The 17,016-nt window shown below is 64.3% G+C and carries 16 protein-coding genes and 1 tRNA gene; 14 read left to right on the forward strand and 3 right to left on the reverse strand.

Features of this window, described 5'->3' with window-relative positions:
* Nucleotides 1–8: 8 nt before the first annotated feature.
* Complete coding sequence (gene fdxA, locus Lysil_RS10990; RefSeq protein WP_103075614.1) at nucleotides 9–332, reverse strand: ferredoxin FdxA; 324 nt, start codon at nucleotides 330–332, stop codon at nucleotides 9–11.
* A 233-nt stretch (nucleotides 333–565) separates the two neighbouring features.
* Nucleotides 566–641, reverse strand: a tRNA-Glu gene (locus Lysil_RS10995).
* Between the two features lie 123 nt (nucleotides 642–764).
* Between Lysil_RS10995 and pcnB the strand changes: the two genes are divergently transcribed.
* The 8 genes from pcnB to Lysil_RS11035 all read left to right on the forward strand — a co-directional run bounded on the left by pcnB (nucleotide 765) and on the right by Lysil_RS11035 (nucleotide 8,786).
* Nucleotides 765–2,045 carry a polynucleotide adenylyltransferase PcnB gene (gene pcnB, locus Lysil_RS11000; RefSeq protein WP_103075615.1) on the forward strand — a complete coding sequence of 427 codons (1,281 nt, stop codon included), beginning with the start codon at nucleotides 765–767 and terminating at the stop codon, nucleotides 2,043–2,045.
* Nucleotides 2,042–2,551, forward strand: a complete 510-nt coding sequence (gene folK / locus Lysil_RS11005) for a 2-amino-4-hydroxy-6-hydroxymethyldihydropteridine diphosphokinase (protein ID WP_103075616.1) — start codon at nucleotides 2,042–2,044, stop codon at nucleotides 2,549–2,551. The genes pcnB and folK overlap by 4 nt, the downstream gene beginning before the upstream one ends.
* 21 nt (nucleotides 2,552–2,572) lie before the next feature.
* Complete coding sequence (panB, locus tag Lysil_RS11010; RefSeq protein ID WP_103075617.1) at nucleotides 2,573–3,397, forward strand: 3-methyl-2-oxobutanoate hydroxymethyltransferase; 825 nt, start codon at nucleotides 2,573–2,575, stop codon at nucleotides 3,395–3,397.
* Between the two features lie 3 nt (nucleotides 3,398–3,400).
* Complete coding sequence (gene panC / locus Lysil_RS11015) at nucleotides 3,401–4,249, forward strand: pantoate--beta-alanine ligase (protein WP_103075618.1); 849 nt, start codon at nucleotides 3,401–3,403, stop codon at nucleotides 4,247–4,249.
* Between the two features lie 72 nt (nucleotides 4,250–4,321).
* Complete coding sequence (gene panD / locus Lysil_RS11020; protein WP_103076033.1) at nucleotides 4,322–4,702, forward strand: aspartate 1-decarboxylase; 381 nt, start codon at nucleotides 4,322–4,324, stop codon at nucleotides 4,700–4,702.
* A 4-nt stretch (nucleotides 4,703–4,706) separates the two neighbouring features.
* Nucleotides 4,707–6,215, forward strand: a complete 1,509-nt coding sequence (gene pgi, locus Lysil_RS11025) for a glucose-6-phosphate isomerase (protein WP_103075619.1) — start codon at nucleotides 4,707–4,709, stop codon at nucleotides 6,213–6,215.
* Between the two features lies 1 nt (nucleotide 6,216).
* Entirely contained in the window at nucleotides 6,217–7,818 is a 1,602-nt protein-coding gene (locus tag Lysil_RS11030) for a hypothetical protein (RefSeq protein ID WP_103075620.1), read from the forward strand.
* 2 nt (nucleotides 7,819–7,820) lie between these two features.
* The gene (locus tag Lysil_RS11035; protein WP_165782473.1) at nucleotides 7,821–8,786 is read left to right on the forward strand and encodes a PIG-L deacetylase family protein; all 966 of its coding nucleotides are present in this window, start codon (nucleotides 7,821–7,823) and stop codon (nucleotides 8,784–8,786) included.
* Between the two features lie 7 nt (nucleotides 8,787–8,793).
* On the opposite strand, the gene queG is transcribed toward Lysil_RS11035, so the two are convergent.
* Nucleotides 8,794–9,891 (reverse strand): tRNA epoxyqueuosine(34) reductase QueG, encoded by a 1,098-nt coding sequence (queG, locus tag Lysil_RS11040; protein ID WP_103075622.1) that lies wholly within the window; start codon nucleotides 9,889–9,891, stop codon nucleotides 8,794–8,796.
* Between queG and Lysil_RS11045 the strand changes: the two genes are divergently transcribed.
* Genes Lysil_RS11045 through Lysil_RS11070 form a run of 6 tightly spaced genes read left to right on the forward strand, consistent with a single transcriptional unit; the run spans nucleotide 9,890 to nucleotide 17,012 of the window.
* Nucleotides 9,890–10,744 carry an NAD(P)H-hydrate dehydratase gene (locus Lysil_RS11045; protein WP_103075623.1) on the forward strand — a complete coding sequence of 285 codons (855 nt, stop codon included), beginning with the start codon at nucleotides 9,890–9,892 and terminating at the stop codon, nucleotides 10,742–10,744. The two genes, queG and Lysil_RS11045, sit on opposite strands and share 2 nt — an antisense overlap.
* Entirely contained in the window at nucleotides 10,741–11,235 is a 495-nt protein-coding gene (gene tsaE / locus Lysil_RS11050) for a tRNA (adenosine(37)-N6)-threonylcarbamoyltransferase complex ATPase subunit type 1 TsaE (protein WP_103075624.1), read from the forward strand. Before Lysil_RS11045 ends, tsaE begins: the two co-directional genes overlap by 4 nt.
* 34 nt (nucleotides 11,236–11,269) lie before the next feature.
* Complete coding sequence (locus Lysil_RS11055) at nucleotides 11,270–12,610, forward strand: N-acetylmuramoyl-L-alanine amidase (protein ID WP_103075625.1); 1,341 nt, start codon at nucleotides 11,270–11,272, stop codon at nucleotides 12,608–12,610.
* Nucleotides 12,611–12,648: 38 nt separating this feature from the next.
* Nucleotides 12,649–14,436 (forward strand): DNA mismatch repair endonuclease MutL, encoded by a 1,788-nt coding sequence (mutL, locus tag Lysil_RS11060; RefSeq protein WP_103075626.1) that lies wholly within the window; start codon nucleotides 12,649–12,651, stop codon nucleotides 14,434–14,436.
* 34 nt (nucleotides 14,437–14,470) lie between these two features.
* Nucleotides 14,471–15,430 (forward strand): TraB/GumN family protein, encoded by a 960-nt coding sequence (locus tag Lysil_RS11065; RefSeq protein ID WP_165782474.1) that lies wholly within the window; start codon nucleotides 14,471–14,473, stop codon nucleotides 15,428–15,430.
* Nucleotides 15,423–17,012, forward strand: a complete 1,590-nt coding sequence (locus tag Lysil_RS11070) for a tetratricopeptide repeat-containing sulfotransferase family protein (RefSeq protein WP_103075628.1) — start codon at nucleotides 15,423–15,425, stop codon at nucleotides 17,010–17,012. Before Lysil_RS11065 ends, Lysil_RS11070 begins: the two co-directional genes overlap by 8 nt.
* Nucleotides 17,013–17,016: the final 4 nt, after the last annotated feature.

Genomic DNA, 17,016 nt, shown 5'->3' on the forward strand with positions numbered 1-17,016 from the left:
CGTTTTCGTTAGCGTTCCAGATGCGGCAGCTTGTCCGGCTTGCCATCCCATTCCGCGGCATCCGGCAGCGGATCCTTGCGCGTGGTGATGACCGGCCAGTCCTTGGCCAGGTCGGCATTCAAGGCGACGTAGCCTTCCTGGCCTGCCGGCACGTCATCCTCGGCATAGATCGCATTGGCCGGGCATTCCGGCTCGCACAACGTGCAGTCGATGCATTCGTCCGGGTCGATCACCAGGAAGTTCGGGCCTTCGTGGAAACAGTCGACCGGGCACACCTCGACGCAATCGGTGTATTTGCACTTGATGCAGTTGTCGGTGACGACGAAGGGCATTGAACTCGACCGCTGGAACGAATGGGTATTTTACGTGAATGGTGATGGGGAAGGGGTCGGATCATCGCGGCGTCCCCTACGGGATAAACGCGGCACATCCATGTGCCGCGCCCTGCGGGCAGCCTTCGGCTGTCTAGCGGCGCTCCCGGCGCCGCTGTCGAACCCTACGGCTTCAAACCCCAAAGGGGACACGAAAATAAAAAAGACCCACGCAAGCGTGGGCCTTTTTTATTTGGCGCTCCCTACGGGATTCGAACCCGTGTTTTAGCCTTGAGAGGGCCACGTCCTGGGCCTCTAGACGAAGGGAGCAAAGTCGTCGATCACCGATTCGTGCCGGGGATCCCGGCGGGACGAGCCGGTAGCTTGTTAGTATATCAGGATGACGCACCCATTCAGTCAAACGCCCCGCTGTTCCTGCCAAGGGGCGATCGCTTGAGCCAGCAGCTCCGGATCATCACGCGCGACCAGCACACGGTATCGCGCAAGGCGATCAGCCCGAACGCGCTGCGCGTGCTGTATCGATTGCACGAAGCGGGGCACGCGTCGTTCCTGGTCGGTGGTGCTGTGCGCGATCTGATCGCTGGCGTCCAACCCAAGGATTTCGACGTCGCGACCGATGCCACGCCCGAGCAGGTGCGCGCGCTGTTCCGCAATTGTCGCCTGATCGGCCGGCGCTTCCGCCTGGCGCATGTGGTGTTCGGGCGCGAGATCATCGAGGTCGCGACCTTCCGCGCCTCGTCCGACGATGGCAGCGGCGATCGTGAAGTCCACGACGACGGTCGCGTGCTGCGCGACAACGTCTACGGCAATATCGAGGAAGACGCGGTGCGCCGCGATTTCACCGCGAATGCCCTGTACTACAACATCGCCGATTTCTCCATCCACGATTACGTCGGTGGTTTCGACGATGTGGTGGCGCGGCACATGCGCATGATCGGCGATGCCGAGACCCGCTATCGCGAGGACCCGGTGCGGATGCTGCGCGCGGTGCGCTTGTCGTCCAAGCTTGGATTCACCATCGTTGAGGGCACCGCTGCACCGATCGCCGCACTGGCGCCGTTGCTGCGGCAGGCGGCGCCAGCGCGGTTGTTCGACGAATGCCTGAAACTGTTCCTGTCCGGTCACGCCGTGGCGAGTTTCGAAGGGCTGGAACGCCATGGCTTGCTGCCGGTGTTGTTCCCGGAAACCGCGAAGGCGCTGGCGTCGAATCGCAGCGGTGCGTTGCGACGGATGGTGATCGCCGGACTCGCTGGCACCGATGCCCGTGTTGCCGCCGACGAGCCGGTGTCGCCGGCCTTCCTGTTCGCGGTGTTGCTGTGGCCGGCGTACTGCCGATCGCTGGCGCAACTGGAAGGACAGGGCATGCATGCCGCGGAAGCACAGCGTCGCGCCGCCGATCGCACGACGCTGCACCTGACCGAGGTGGTGGCCTTGCCGCGCCGGTTCTCGTTGCCGATGCAGGAAATCTGGTTGTTGCAGCCGCGTTTCGCCCAGCGCAAGCGCACCGGTCGCTTCCTCGCCCATCCGCGCTTCCGCGCCGCGTTCGATTTCCTCAAGTTGCGCGAGCAGGCCAGCCCCAGCCACGCCGGTGATGTTGCCTATTGGGCGGAGTTGCAGCTTGGCGAGATGCCTGCGCCCGAATCGCACGATGGTGACGATGAGGGCAGTGACGGAGAGCAGCGCGCACCGCGTCGGCGTCGCCGACGGTCATGAGTGCTGCGACCCGCGCGGCCATCGGCTTGGGCGGCAATGTCGGGGATGTCGAAGCGGCCTTTCGTTTCGCGCTGGAACGACTTTCCACGGACCCGCACACGACACACGCCACGTTGTCGCCGCTGTATGCGACGGCACCATGGGGCGGGATCGACCAGCCGCGCTTTCTCAATGCCGTGGCCGTCATCGAAACCACGCAACCGGCGCAGGAATTGATGCAGCAGTTGCTGGAGATCGAGCGTGCCGCCGGCCGCGACCGCGCCAATGAAACTCGCTGGGGGCCGCGTCGACTTGATCTCGATTTGCTGCTGCATGGCGAGAGCGTGATCGACAGCGACGGATTGCAGTTGCCGCACCCACGACTGGCGGAACGGGCATTCGCGCTGGTGCCGCTGCTCGATGTGTGGCCGGATGCGGTGATTCCCGGTGACGGGCCGGCGCGTCAGGCGCTGGAACGGTTGACGCAGGAAGATGTCGCCGCAGTCATCGCTGGTCGGGTAGGCTAGTCGCCCCTTCAGGAGCTTCCGATGAAACCCTCGCGCACGGGTGACGCCAGGCCGGTGACGGTTCCCGATCTGCATCTCGCGAAGCAGGCAGGCAAGCGCCTGACGATGCTCACCGCCTACGATGCCGGATTCGCGCGCGTGATCGATGGCAATGGCGTCGACCTGATCCTCGTCGGTGACTCGCTGGGCATGGTGGTGCAGGGCAAGGCGAACACGCTGGGCGTGAGCGTGGATGACATCGTCTATCACACCGGTTGCGTCAGTCGCGCGGTGCAGCGCGCGCTGGTGATCGCCGATTTCCCGTTCCAGGCCGATGCCAGCCGCGAACGCGCGCTCGATGCCGCGACGCGCTTCCTGCAGGCCGGCGCGGGCATGGTCAAGCTGGAAGGCGCGGGCCACAAGCTCGAGGTGATTCGTCACTTGGTCGAACGCGAAATTCCGGTGTGCGGTCATCTCGGGCTGACGCCGCAGTCGGTGCTGCGCTTCGGCGGCTTCAGGGTGCAGGGCCGCGATGATGCCGCCGCGGCAAAGTTGCGCGAGGACGCGCTCGCCGTGCAGGCGGCGGGTGCAGCATTGCTGGTGCTGGAAGCGGTGCCGTCGTCGCTGGCGGCGGAGATCACCCGCGCGCTCGAGATTCCCACCATCGGGATTGGCGCTGGTCGCGATTGCGATGGCCAGGTGCTGGTGCTGCACGACATGCTGGGGCTCGACAGCGGCCATCGCCGGCCGCGTTTCGTCAAGGATTTCCTTGCCGGTAGTGGCTCGATCGCCGCCGCGGTGCAGGCGTATTGCAGTGCCGTGCGCGATGGCAGTTTTCCCGACGACGAACATTCCTACGCCCACTGATCCATGCAGATCCTGACCGAACTCAGCGGCCTGCGCGCCGCGCTTGGCCAATGGCGCCGCGCCGGACAATCGATCGCCTTCGTGCCGACCATGGGCAATCTCCACGCTGGCCATTACTCGCTGATCGCACAAGCGCGCCAGCTGGCTGATCGCGTCGTCGCCAGCGTTTTCGTCAATCCCACCCAGTTCGGACCGAACGAGGATTACGCGCGTTATCCGCGCACGCCGGAGCAGGATGCGGCAGGGTTGGCCGCTGCCGGCTGCGACGTGTTGTGGTTGCCCGGCGTCGACACGATGTATCCGTTTGGTGCCGATCATGCGGTCAGCATGCATGTTCCCGGCATCACCGATGTGCTCGACGGCGCGGCGCGCCCGGGTCATTTCGATGGTGTGACGACGGTGGTATCGCGGCTATTCCTGCAGGTGCAACCGGATGTCGCGATCTTCGGCCGCAAGGATTACCAGCAACTGGCGGTGATCCGCTATTTGGTGCGCGATCTCGCGTTCCCGATCGAAATCATCGGCGCCGACATCAGGCGCGACGACGATGGCCTGGCCCTGAGTTCGCGCAATCAGTATCTGAGTGCCGAAGAGCGCGCCATCGCGCCGTTGCTGTATCGCACCCTGCGGTCGATGCGTGGTCGCCTGCTGGCTGGCGAATCGCGCGCGAAGGTGGAAGAAGAGGCCGCCGCCGCGCTGCAGGCCGCCGGTTTCCAGCCCGATTACGCGGTGATCCGCACCCCTGCGCTGGAGGTTCCCGGCGATGGCGCATCCGGCCCGCGGGTGGCGCTGCTGGCGGCGCGGCTGGGCGCGACCCGGCTGATCGACAATCTCGAATTCGACCTGCCCTGAATCCGGCTTGTTGCGCTGCGGAAGAGGGGTCTACAATCAGGGGTTGACCGCCTCCCAATCATGTCCACCGCCATGCACATCACCCTGCTCAAGGCCAAGATCCACCGCGCCAGCGTGACCCACGCCGAGCTGCACTACGAAGGCTCCTGCGCAATCGACAGCCGCCTGCTGGACATTTCCGGCATCCGTGACAACGAGCGGATCGAGATCTACAACGTCAGTAATGGTGCGCGCTTCGCCACCTATGCCATCCGGGCCGAAGCCGGCAGCGGCATCATCTCCGTGAACGGCGCCGCCGCGCACCACGCCGAGCCGGGTGATCTGGTGATCATCTGTGCTTACGGCATGTGCGATGAAGCCGAAGCCGCCAAGCACAAGCCGACGCTGGTCTATGTCGATCGCGACAACCGGTTGACGCATACCAATCACAGCATCCCGGCACAGGCGGCCTGAGGGCATGGGCCTGCAGGATGCGCTGGATACCCAGGCCACGCGCCTGAACACAACGTCCCTGCAGGAGTTGCTGCGGTCTGACGCAACGCGAGCGGAGTCGTTCTCGCTGCGGGCGGGGCCGCTGTACGCCAACTTCGCGCGCCAGGATTACGACAAGGCCGCGCTCGATGCCTTGTTAGCTCTCGCCGATTCCCGTGGCGTTCGCGCTGCGTACAAGCGGATGGTCGATGGCGAGGTGGTCAACGTCACCGAACAGCGTCCGGCGCTGCACACCGCATTGCGTGGCGATCTGTCGCCGGCCAAGACCGCGCACGATGCTTTTGAGGTCGCCAAGGCGACGCGCGAGCGCATGCACGCGATGGTGCGCAAGTTGCGCGCCGATGGCATTCGCGATGTGCTCAGCCTCGGCATCGGTGGTTCCGATCTCGGGCCGCGTTTCATCGTCGATGCGCTCGGTCAGGATGCCGATGCGCCGCGCGTGCATTTCGTCTCCAATGTCGATGGCCACGCGCTGGAACGCGCGATCGCAGGCCTCGATCCTGCGACCACCGCGCTCATCATCATTTCCAAATCGTTCAACACCCAGGAAACGCTGGCCAATGCCGAAGTCGCGCGCGCGTGGCTGGGCGACGGCGGTGCGCGCACCTATGCGGTGACGTCGAAGCCTTCGAGCGCGGAAGCGATCGGCGTCGCGGCGGAGCGCGTGTTGCCGATGTGGGACTGGGTCGGCGGGCGTTATTCGCTGTGGTCGGCGGTGGGTTTCCCGATCGCGATCGCCGTCGGTTGCGAACGCTTCGATGCGCTGCTGCGCGGTGCCGGCGATTACGATCGCCATTGCCTGGAAGCGCCGGCACGCGACAATCCCTCGATCTGGCATGCACTCACCGCGGTGTGGAACCGCGATGCGCGCGGACGCGGCAGTCTCGCCGTGGTGCCCTACGACGACCGCCTGAAACTGCTGCCGGCCTATCTGCAACAGTTGGTGATGGAAAGCCTCGGAAAATCGGTGACGATCGATGGCGCCGCCGTCGGCGCGCAGACCTCGCCGGTGTGGTGGGGCAGTGCCGGCACCGATGCCCAGCACAGCTATTTCCAGATGCTGCATCAGGGCACGGCGATCGTTCCAATGGACCTGATCGGCGTGGTCAATGCTGATCATGCGCATGCCGCCAACCACGAATTGCTGCTGGCCAACCTGCTGGCGCAGGCGCAGGCCTTGGCGATGGGCGAATCGGCGGACGATCCCCATCGCAATTACCAGGGCGGACGCCCGAGCACGTTGTTGTTGCTGGACGCACTGACGCCAGAGGCGCTGGGCACCTTGGTGGCGTTCTACGAGCACAGCGTGCACGCACAATCGGTGTTGTGGAACATCAACGCCTTCGACCAGTTCGGTGTCGAGCTGGGCAAGCGCCTGGCCGATCGCACCTTGCCGGCGTTGAAAGGTGCTGGCGCCACCGGCGATGCAGTGACCGACACGCTGATCGCGGAACTCGGGCGTCGCGCGCGCTGAAATGAAGTGGATCACACGCCACGGCATCGCCATCCTCGCGATGCTGTACGTGGCGTTGCGCCTGTTGTTGGTGCGCGGCGCGGCGCTTGATTCCGACGAACCGCAACACCTGCACGTGGTGTGGGCATGGACGCAGCACGGCGTCCCCTATCGCGACGCCTTCGATAACCACATGCCGCTGTTCCACATGTTGTGCGCGCCGTTGCTGACGCTGCTGGGCGAACGCGCCGACATCCTCGACTGCATGCGCCTGGCGATGGTGCCGCTGGCGGTCGCGGCCTTCGTGTTGGCATGGCGCGTCGGACGCGCATTGTGGGGCGCATCGGCGGCGAGTTTCGGATTGGCGCTGTTGGCGCTGGAACCTACCTACGAGCGCATGGCCGGACAATTCCGCGCCGACACCCTGTGGGCACTGGCATGGATCGCGGCGATGGCGGCCCTGGTGTTGGTGCGACGCCCGATGTTGCGCGCATTGCTGGTCGGGCTCGCGGTCGGCGTGGCGATGGCGAGCTCGCTGAAGACGCTGCCGCTGCTCGGCACTGCGCTGGTGATGGTGGCGTTCGTGCTGGTCTGCCTGCCGAAACAGGCACGACCGCGTTGGTGGTCGCTGGCTGGCGGGTTGGCGATTGGTGCTGCTGCGGCGACAGCGGTGATGGCGAGCGTTGTCGCGATTGTTGCGTCGCGCGGCGGCCTGGCTGACATGCATAACGCGGTACTAGGCCACAACATGCTGCCGGGCTTTGGGCGCGATGCGAACACGACGCAGTTGGTATTGCGCTGCTTCGAAGCGGGGATTGTCGCGATCGTTGCGGGGTTCTTCGGATGGCGGCGGATCCGTCATTGCCCCGATCCGAGGCTTGCCGCGTTGCGCTGGTTCGTGGCGGGATCGTGCGGGCTGTTCGCGATTTCCCTCTATGCGGCGTGGCCGTTGCTGACCTCGCAGGACTATCTGCCGGTGCTGCCGTTGTTCGCTCCGTGGCTGGGAGCGCTGTTGCTACGCGGATTCGCGCGATTGCGGGTGTCGCTGGTGCATGCGTGGATCGGCTATGCAGTGCTGGCCGCGATCGTGTTGATTGCCCGCGCGCCGTGGCACGATCGCCTGCACGACTATCGTGAACAACTGGCGACGGTGCTGGCGATCACCACGCCGGTCGATGCGGTGATGGATGCCAAGGGCGAAAGCATCTACCGCCGTCGTGTCTTCCATCCGGTGCTGGAGATGGTCACGCAGGAGCGACTGCGGCGCGGGTTGCTGGCGGATACGATTGTCACCGACATCCAATCGCGCGGGGCCCATGTGCTGCATCCGGAACGATTGCCGGAATCCGACGCCCGCGCCTTGCGCGCGAATTTCATTCCCTATGCCAATGGCGAATGGGTCGCGGGGCGCGAACTCGGCGAACGGGTCGCGGGATCGCTGCCAGTCGCGGCGTTGATTCCCGGTTGCTACCGCTGGTTGCGACTCGAAGGTGAACACATCGCACAACCCGGCCCGGAAACGCGTTTCGATTCAGGGGATGGGAAGATCACGCTTCCGCGGGCCGGTCGCTATCGCCTGATGTGGTGTCCTGCGGCGATGCAGGCGTGGACGCGACAACAATGAACATGACGATGCCAACGTTTGACGCCACGACACGATTGCTGGTGATCGCCCCGCATCCGGATGACGAAACCATCGCCTGTGGCGGATTGCTGCAGGACGTGGCGCGTGTCGGCGGACGATCGCGCGTGCTGTTCGCGACCGATGGCGACAACAACCCGTGGCCGCAGCGATTGATCGAACGGCGCTTTCGCCTCGATGCCCAGGCGCGCAAGCGTTGGGGTGCGTTGCGACGGACGGAGGCTGCCGCCGCGCTGGATGCGCTGCGCTGCGACGGGCTGGATGGCATGCACCTCGGGTGGCCGGATGGCGGACTGACGGGATTGCTGACGCCGGAGCGATCGGGTGAAGCGCTGGCACTGCTGGTCGACGCCATCGCCGCGTTCTCGCCGACACTGGTGCTGGTACCAGCCTTCGGCGACTACCATCCCGACCATTCCGCGCTGGCGCTGTTGGCAACGCTGGGATTGCGCAGTTTTCCCGGCGTTGCTGCGGGATCGTTCCACATCCATGTTCCCGAAGATGGCGCGCATTCCGGCTGGTCGTTGCAGCTGGACGATGCGACGCTGGCGCGCAAGCGCGATGCATTGCGTCAATATCGCAGCCAGTTGCAGTTCGGCGAACAACGCCTGCTGAAATTCGCGCGCGCCACCGAGATGTTCGATGTCGGCACCGGCGTGCCTGATCCCGTCAGCCCCGACGACCGTTGGCGCTGGCAGATTGCCTTGCCGGGGTGGATCGCGTCGACAAGCGCGCGCCATGTGCGCGTGCTGGCCGTGGACGACTCCGGCGTATTGCTCAATCAACGTATCCCGTTGTCCGATCCGCGCCTCGACGTGGTGCGCAAGTCGGGAATGCTCGATATCAGCATGCAGCCGTTGCGCGCGAACGCACGCCAGGTATTCGCCAAGGTCGAACACGGCATCGAGGTGTTCGTCTACGACACCACATTGTGGACAGCTGCGGAGTAAACAGGTTCTAGCGCAGGTGCTGTGCGAGCGCCCACCGCACGTGTTCGGCCACCAATTCGTCCTGTTCGTTGCGGGCGGATTCCAGCGCCGCGATCACCTCGGGCGTCGATGGCGCATTACCCAGCGCCACCGCGATATTGCGGCGCCAACGGCGGTATCCGCTGCGGCGGATCGTACTGCCTTCGCTGCGTTGCAGGAACTCGTCTTCGCTCCAGGCGAACAGTTGCGGCAGCGTTGCTGTGTCGAGAGCGTTGCGGGCGCGGAAATCGGGTTCGTCGTTGCGACGTGCGAACTTGTTCCACGGGCAGACCAGCTGGCAATCGTCGCAGCCGAAAATGCGATTGCCGATCAGCGGGCGCAGCGCTTCGTCGATCGCGCCCTCATGCTCGATGGTGAGATAGGCGATGCAGCGGCGGGCATCGAGCTGGTAGGGCGCGACGATGGCCTGGGTCGGGCAGATGTCGATGCAGCGCGTGCAGGTGCCGCAATGATTGGTTGCCGGCACATCGACAGGTAGATCGAGATCGACGAACAGTTCGCCGAGGAAGAACCACGAACCGCCATCCTTGTCGATCAGGCAGGTGTGCTTGCCGATCCAGCCGAGCCCGGCGTTGCGTGCCAGTGCGCGTTCCAGCACCGGCGCGGAATCGACGAAGACGCGATGGCCGAGCGGCCCGATCACCGCGGCGACATCATCGGCGAGCTGCTGCAGACGCTTGCGCATCAGCTTGTGGTAATCGCGGCCCAGCGCATAGCGCGCGACATAGGCGCGTTCGCCATCGTCCAGCGTCGCCCACGCGGCATCGGGCGGCTGGCCGTAATCCATGCCGACGCAGATCACCCGCAAGGTGCCTGGCACCAGTGATTCCGGCGCGCTGCGCTTGTCGTGATTGCGCTCCATCCACGCCATGTCGCCGTGGCGTCCCTGTACCAGCCAATGTTCGAGGTGGGCGATGTCTTCGCCGAGTTCGATCCCGGAGATGCCGAAGCGCTGGAAACCGCGCGCACGCGCCAGCGCGTCGATCTGTCGGCGCAGTCGCTGGGAATCGTGCAGGACAGGGGAGGCGGGCGTGGACACGATGCGTGAAGTATAGAATCCACGCATGATCGCAGCCGTGCGCCCGTTCGACCTCGCCACACTGGCCGATGCACAGGCGCGCATTCCGCAACGCCCGCGCGATGCCCACAAGGGCCTGTTTGGCCATGTGCTGTGCATTGGCGGTGGCCGCGGCATGGGCGGTGCATTGGCGCTATGCGTGGAAGCCGCGTTGCGCGCGGGCGCCGGGCGCGTGTCGGCGGCAACTCGCGCCGAGCATGTCGCGGTGCTGCTGGCGCGGCGACCGGAATGCATGGTGCATGCGGTCGAATCGCCATCCGACATCGCGGAATTGATGGCAAGCGCCGACGTGATCGCCATCGGTCCCGGACTCGGGCGCGATGTATGGGCGAAATCGCTGCTGGATGCCGCACTCGCCACGCGGCGGCCGCTGGTGATCGATGCCGATGCCTTGACGCTCATTGCTGCCGATCCGCGGCCGTTGCCAGCGGGCAGTGTGATCACCCCGCATCCGGGCGAAGCGGCGCGATTGCTCGGCATTCCCACGGATGAAGTGCAGGCAAATCGCGAGGACGCCGCACAGACATTGGCCGATCGCTATCACTGCATCGCGGTGTTGAAAGGCCACGGCACGCTGGTCGCGGCAACGGGCGAAAGAACACGCATGGTCGATGGCGGAAACCCCGGCATGGCCTCGGCGGGTATGGGCGATGCACTGACCGGAATTGTCTCGGCGTTGTGCGCGCAGCATCAGGATGCCTTCGAGGCCGCATGGATCGGTGCAGTGCTGCATGCCGCCGCTGGCGATGCGGTCTGCGCGATGCAGGGCGAATATGGCCTGCTCGCATCCGATCTCATCGCCGCGTTGCCGTCGGTGTTTCCGCAGAGAATGTCGGCATGAATTCATGCATCCTGCCCGACGAAGCCGCGACCATCACCTTGGCTGGCGAATTGGCCGGGCATTTGCCGGCGCGTGCCGTGGTCTGGTTGCATGGCGATCTTGGCGCGGGCAAATCAACCTTCGCGCGCGCGATGCTGCGGACACTGGCTGTGCAGGGATCGATCCGCAGCCCGACCTACACCCTGGTGGAACGCTATCCGATCGCGGGCGGCGATGCCCTGCATCTTGATCTCTACCGCATCGGCGATGCCGGCGAACTGGAATTCCTCGGTCTCGATGCCGACGAAGGGCGCTTGTGGCTGGTGGAATGGCCGGAACGCGGGGCGAGCGCGTTGCCGCCGGCCGATCTGCATGTCAGGCTCGAAGTGGTCGGCTGCGGTCGCAGTGCCGCCTTCGAGGCGGATTCCGATGTCGGGCGGGAGTGGCTGGAAAAGTTCGTGAAACCTGAGAGATTGCTGACCCAAGTTCCCGATTTGCAAGGAATTCGTTGAAATGACACGAGCAGGATGCTTGAATCGGCAAAGCATGGTCCAGGGGCACATGGTGCGCGCGGCAAGAACGGCGGTTTCGATGATCCTTCTGCTGCTCGCACTGCCCGGCTGGGCGGCAGAGGTGCGCGCGGTGCGCGTGACCCAGGGCGCCACCGGCACCCGCGCCGAAATCCAGCTCGACCGCGACAGCGAATACAGCGTCATCAACCTCGACAACCCACGCCGCCTGGTCGTCGATTTCAAGGACAGCGGCGTGCGCTACGGATTGCCGATGCCACCCGGTGCCGGTCTGGTGCGCGATGTCCGCAGTGGTTCGCCCGAACCCGGTTCGGCGCGACTGGTCTTCGACCTGCGTGGCGACGTCACGCCGATCCGGCCGCACATGGAATCGAACGGCAGCGGCCGCGTGCTGGTGATCGAATGGCCGGATGACGGCGAAGGCGACACGTCGCATCCCGTCGCATCGATGCCGGTTCCGCCGCCATCCACCGAAACGCAACAGGCACAGGACGTCCCGCCGCAGTCCGTGGTCGAACGGCCTCCGGTGGTCGTCGCGCCACCCGCCAACACCACGCCGACAGCCCAGGCGCCGGTGCGGACCCTCGCCGATGTCGCCAAGCGCGCCGGCGGCCGGCCGTTGCTGATCGCCATCGACGCCGGCCACGGCGGCCAGGACACTGGCGCCCACGGCGCGTCGGGCACCCTCGAAAAGAACGTCACCCTGCAGGTGGCCAAGGAACTTGCGCGCCAGATCAACGCGACGCCGGGGATGAAGGCCTTCCTGACCCGCGATTCCGATTTCTTCATTCCACTGGTGCAGCGCTACCAACTCGCGCGCAAGCACAAGGCCGACATGTTCGTGGCGATCCACGCCGATGCCTTCACCGACCCCTCGGCGAGCGGTTCATCGGTGTGGGTGTTGTCGCGACGCGGCCAGACATCGCAGGCCGCGCGCTGGCTGGCCGATCAGGAAAACGCCGCCGATCTGGTCGGTGGCGTGCGCCTGCGAGACAAGGACAACACGCTGGCATCGGTACTGCTCGATCTCTCGCAAAGCGCGACCCAGCGCGCGTCCGAGGAGATCGCCGCGCAGGTGTTGCGTGGGCTCGCCGATCTCGGCAAGACCCACCGCGGCGAGATCGATCGCGCCAACTTCGTGGTGCTGCGTTCGCCGGACGTGCCGTCGATGCTGGTCGAGACCGCCTTCATCAGCAATCCCGGGGAAGAACGCAAGCTCAACAACCCCGACTACCAGCGCGAACTGGCGCGCGCGGTACTGAACGGAATCCACACCTATTTCCGTCGCCAGCCGCCGCCAGGCACGCAATACGCCGCGATTTATGCCGGTGGTGGCGTGACCGCCGCACGGCCCTGAGAAATCGGCAACCAGGTCCGAGTCGGTATCATTTGGCAATGCCGATTCGCCAACTGCCCGAAACCCTGATCAACCAGATTGCCGCGGGCGAGGTGGTGGAACGACCTGCGTCGGTGGTCAAGGAGCTGGTCGAGAACGCGCTCGATGCCGGCGCGCACCGCATCGAGATCGAACTGCAGGATGGCGGCACGCGTCTGATCCGCGTCCGCGACGATGGCGGCGGCATCCCCGCCGATGAATTGCCGTTGGCGATCCAGCGTCACGCCACCAGCAAGATCGCCTCGCTGGAGGATCTCGAAGCGGTCGGCACGCTCGGGTTCCGTGGTGAAGCGTTGCCGTCGATCGCCTCGGTGAGTCGTTTCAGTTTGGGTTCGCTGCATCGCGATGCCACCCATGGTGCCGAACTGGTGGTCGATGGCGGGCGCGTCGGCGAGGTGGTGCCGAAAGCGCATCCGCGCGGAACCACCGTCGAGGTGCGCGACCTGTTCTTCAACACGCCGGCGCGCCGCAAATTCCTGCGCGCCGAACGCACCGAGCTCGGGCATATCGAGGAGTGGCTGCGCTCGCTGGCGCTGGCACGTCCCGACATCGAATTGCGACTCAGCCACAACGGCAAGCCATCGCGACGCTATCGCGGTGAAGCCAACGATGCCGGACTGTTCGCACAAGGGCGATTGCAGGAAACGCTGGGTGCGGAATTCCTTGCCCATGCCCTGCACATGGAACACGAAGCCGGTGGCATCACGGTGTCGGGCTGGATCGCCGATCCCACCTACAACCGTGCCAGCGCCGATCAGCAATATGTCTACGTCAACGGTCGTTCCATCCGCGATCGCACCATCGCCCATGGAGTGAAACAGGCCTACGCCGACGTGCTCTATCACGGGCGGCAACCGGCCTACGTGCTGTTCCTCACGCTCGATCCGCGCCGCGTCGATGTCAACGTGCATCCGGCCAAGCATGAAGTGCGTTTCCGCGATTCGCGCCTGATCCACGATGCCGTCTATCACGCGGTCGCCGCGACCTTGGCGGAAGCGCGGGCCGGGCGTGAGGCGTTGTCGTCGGCAACGGAAGAGCATCGGCCGTTTCCATTCCAGGTCGATGCGTCGATGCAATCATTTTCGCAGAATGGATTGGGACTACGGGTCGCGGAACAGTCCGCGAATGCATGGCAGTCGCTGTACGCGACAACAGCCGACACTGCCACGCAGTCGATGATGCCCGCGGAAGAGGCGGGCGAGATCCCGCCGTTGGGCTACGCCGTAGCGCAATTGCACGGCATCTACATCCTGGCGCAGGCGCGCGATGGCTTGATCGTGGTCGATATGCACGCCGCGCATGAGCGCATCGGCTACGAACGCTTGAAGACCGCGCACGATGGCCTCGGCCTGCGCACGCAACCGCTGCTGGTGCCGATCACCGTCGCGGTCGCCGAACGCGAAGCTGAAGTCGCCGAACAGGAAAGCGCGACGCTGCAGGCACTCGGCTTCGAACTGACACGCTCCGGGTTGGGCAGCGTGACGATTCGTTCGGTGCCGGCCTTGCTCGCCAATGGCGACAGCGAAAGCCTGGTGCGCGATGTGCTGGCCGACCTGCGCGAACACGGCAGCAGCCGTCGCGTCGCGGAAACGCGCGACGAATTGCTGTCGACCATGGCCTGCCACGGCGCGGTGCGCGCCAATCGCCGCCTGACCATCCCGGAAATGAACGCCTTGCTGCGGGACATGGAAGCGACCGAACGTTCCGGCCAGTGCAATCACGGGCGTCCGACCTGGACCCATTTCAGCGTGGCCGACATCGACCGCTGGTTCCTGCGCGGACGCTGATTTCTCCACACATGCACACATGGATCACCCGCAAATGAAACGAACATTGGCCATCGGACTGGCGTTGTTGCTGGCGTGCGGAAGCGCGACTGCGCGTGAAGTCGCCAAGACCCCACCGCGACCGGTGCCGTTACTGTGGAAGGCCTGCGATGCCGACAACTGCATTTATCTGCTCGGTTCGTTCCATGTCCTGAAGGCCAGCGACTATCCGTTGTCGAACGACGTCGATGCCGCGTTGGCGAAATCGGCGCGCGTGGTGTTCGAAATTTCGCCCACCGAGATGCAGGACAAGAACGCTGCCGCGATGGCGTTGTTCCAGGCTGGCGTGCGCATGGATGGCACCACCCTCGACAGCGATTTGTCACCCGCACAGCAAGCGAAGCTCGCGGCGTGGCTGGGCAAGCACGAAACCGGACTCGCAAAATCGGGATTGGGCAATGCAGCGCTGCAACGGCTGAAACCGTGGTTCGTCGCCATCCTCATCACCCAGCTCGAATACCAGACGGCCGGCATGTCGCCCGAATACGGCCTCGACGAACACATGACCAAGGCCGCGGGCGATGCCGGAAAACAGACGCAAGGATTGGAAACCGTCGCCGAACAGGTGCGCATCCTCTCCGGATTGTCGGTGAAGGATCAGGTGCAGATGCTGGAGGAATCGCTGGACGAAAGCGGCTCGACCGCCAGCGAAATCGCGGCGCTGCACAAGGCCTGGCGCGTGGGCGATGCCGCCACGCTATGGAAGGACATGGGCGCCAAGCTGCTTCACGACTATCCCGATGCCTATCGCGTGATCGATGCCGATCGCAACGCGCGCTGGTTGCCGCGCCTTGCGTCGATGCTCGACACGCCCGGCGAGAAAGACACGCTGGTGGTGGTCGGTTCGCTCCACCTGCTCGGGCCGGATGGCCTTGTGGAAGGCTTGAAGGCGCGCGGCTACAATGTCGAGCGCGTGTGCTCGGCGTGTGCGGCAGGGAATAGCCACCATGACTGACTCGGCTCACGTTCGGCAATTGCAAGGGCGGTACCGCGAGGCGGTCGATGCATTGAACCGAGGCGATTGGATCCGGGCCCAGCATGTCGCGATGTATCTGCTGCGTGATGCGCCTGCCCATGCAGGCGTTGCGTTCGTCGCGGGTGTCGCAGCGCTTGAGTTGCAGCAGATACCTTTGGCCACGCAGTGTCTGGAACGCGCCGTGCGAATCAACCCCGACCGTGCGGATTATCTGGCGCAATATGCACGAGTGCTGGTGATGGCCAGGCAATCGCGCGAAGCGCACCACGCTGCGGATCGAGCGATGACATTGCAACCCGAGGATGTCTTGAGCATGGATACGCTCGGCGTCGTCTATTCTCAGCTCAATGCTTATGGGCACGCGCGGGATGCTTTCGCGAAGGTTGTGGAAAAAATGCCGGGGGTAGCCAGCTATCGTTTCAACCTGGCGACGGCGTTGATCTTCCATGGCGAAATCGACGCAGCGGAAAGCGAGCTTGAAGCCTGTCTCACCATTGATCCCGATTTCTGGAGGGCACATCTTTCTCTGGCGCAACTACGCAAGCAAACATGCGACCACAATCATGTGGAGCGGCTGCGGGTTTTGTTGTCCTCACATTCACAAGTCGATGATGCACGTCTGTATCTCAATTTGGCACTGGCGAAGGAGCTAGAGGATCTCGGGGAATATTCGTTGTCGTTCCGGATGTTGACTGCGGGGAAGCGAGCTGGCAAAGAAGGGCGAGGCGACTCCACTGTCCGCGACAAGGTGGTTTTTTCCGCCATCGAGCAGCATTGGCGACCGAGCTCGGGGAATTCCGGATGTCGCGATGGGGCGCCGATCTTCGTGATCGGGATGCCGCGTAGCGGCACCACGCTGGTCGACAGGATTCTCTCATCGCATCCCGACGTCCAGTCAGCGGGGGAACTGCAGGATTTCGGCGTGCTATTGAAGCAGCTTTCGGGTTCGACGACGCTGCAACTTCTTGACGAGGATACGTTCGCCAAGGCATCGGCGCTGGATTGGTCGCGTCTTGGTCATGCCTATATCGAATCGGTGCGATCATTGGTGCCGCAGTCACCGCGTTTCGTGGACAAATTGCCGCACAACTTCCTATATGCCGGCTACATTGCCAATGCATTGCCCGATGCGCGCATCGTGTGTCTGCGTCGCGGGTCTATGGACAGCTGCCTCGGAAATTTCCGCCAATTGTTCGCGTTGTCGTCCCCTTACTACGATTATTCCTTCGATATTCTCGATACCGGAAAGTACTACGTGATGTTCGATCGCCTGATGCGATTCTGGAGGGAGCGTCTGGGAGATCGTCTGCTCGAGGTCCGCTACGAAGATCTTGTCGATCGCCAGCGCGATACGACTGCAGGCATTCTTGAGCATTGTCAGCTGGAATGGAATGATGCCTGCCTTGATTTTGCCAACAACCAAGCCCCTGTTGGAACTGCCAGTGCTGTGCAGGTGCGGCGATCGATGAATCGGGATGCGCTGGATCGATGGAAGCGATACGAGCAGGAACTCGAACCGTTGCGACTGCTGCTGGAAAACGAAGGAATCGCCGTCTCCTGAATGC

The organism is Solilutibacter silvestris (assembly GCF_002895945.1).
GTDB lineage: Bacteria > Pseudomonadota > Gammaproteobacteria > Xanthomonadales > Xanthomonadaceae > Solilutibacter > Solilutibacter silvestris.

What these genes read in the sequence shown, in the direction of transcription:
- pgi (WP_103075619.1), top strand. Translation starts at nt 4,707, where the DNA reads ATGGGCCTGCAGGATGCGCTGGATACCCAGGCCACGCGCCTGAACACA.
- mutL (WP_103075626.1), top strand. Translation starts at nt 12,649, where the DNA reads ATGCCGATTCGCCAACTGCCCGAAACCCTGATCAACCAGATTGCCGCG.
- Lysil_RS11045 (WP_103075623.1), top strand. Translation starts at nt 9,890, where the DNA reads ATGATCGCAGCCGTGCGCCCGTTCGACCTCGCCACACTGGCCGATGCA.
- panC (WP_103075618.1), top strand. Translation starts at nt 3,401, where the DNA reads ATGCAGATCCTGACCGAACTCAGCGGCCTGCGCGCCGCGCTTGGCCAA.
- tsaE (WP_103075624.1), top strand. Translation starts at nt 10,741, where the DNA reads ATGAATTCATGCATCCTGCCCGACGAAGCCGCGACCATCACCTTGGCT.
- panB (WP_103075617.1), top strand. Translation starts at nt 2,573, where the DNA reads ATGAAACCCTCGCGCACGGGTGACGCCAGGCCGGTGACGGTTCCCGAT.
- folK (WP_103075616.1), top strand. Translation starts at nt 2,042, where the DNA reads ATGAGTGCTGCGACCCGCGCGGCCATCGGCTTGGGCGGCAATGTCGGG.
- panD (WP_103076033.1), top strand. Translation starts at nt 4,322, where the DNA reads ATGCACATCACCCTGCTCAAGGCCAAGATCCACCGCGCCAGCGTGACC.
- Lysil_RS11035 (WP_165782473.1), top strand. Translation starts at nt 7,821, where the DNA reads ATGACGATGCCAACGTTTGACGCCACGACACGATTGCTGGTGATCGCC.
- Lysil_RS11055 (WP_103075625.1), top strand. Translation starts at nt 11,270, where the DNA reads ATGGTCCAGGGGCACATGGTGCGCGCGGCAAGAACGGCGGTTTCGATG.
- Lysil_RS11070 (WP_103075628.1), top strand. Translation starts at nt 15,423, where the DNA reads ATGACTGACTCGGCTCACGTTCGGCAATTGCAAGGGCGGTACCGCGAG.
- queG (WP_103075622.1), bottom strand. Translation starts at nt 9,891, where the DNA reads ATGCGTGGATTCTATACTTCACGCATCGTGTCCACGCCCGCCTCCCCT.
- Lysil_RS11030 (WP_103075620.1), top strand. Translation starts at nt 6,217, where the DNA reads ATGAAGTGGATCACACGCCACGGCATCGCCATCCTCGCGATGCTGTAC.
- fdxA (WP_103075614.1), bottom strand. Translation starts at nt 332, where the DNA reads ATGCCCTTCGTCGTCACCGACAACTGCATCAAGTGCAAATACACCGAT.
- Lysil_RS11065 (WP_165782474.1), top strand. Translation starts at nt 14,471, where the DNA reads ATGAAACGAACATTGGCCATCGGACTGGCGTTGTTGCTGGCGTGCGGA.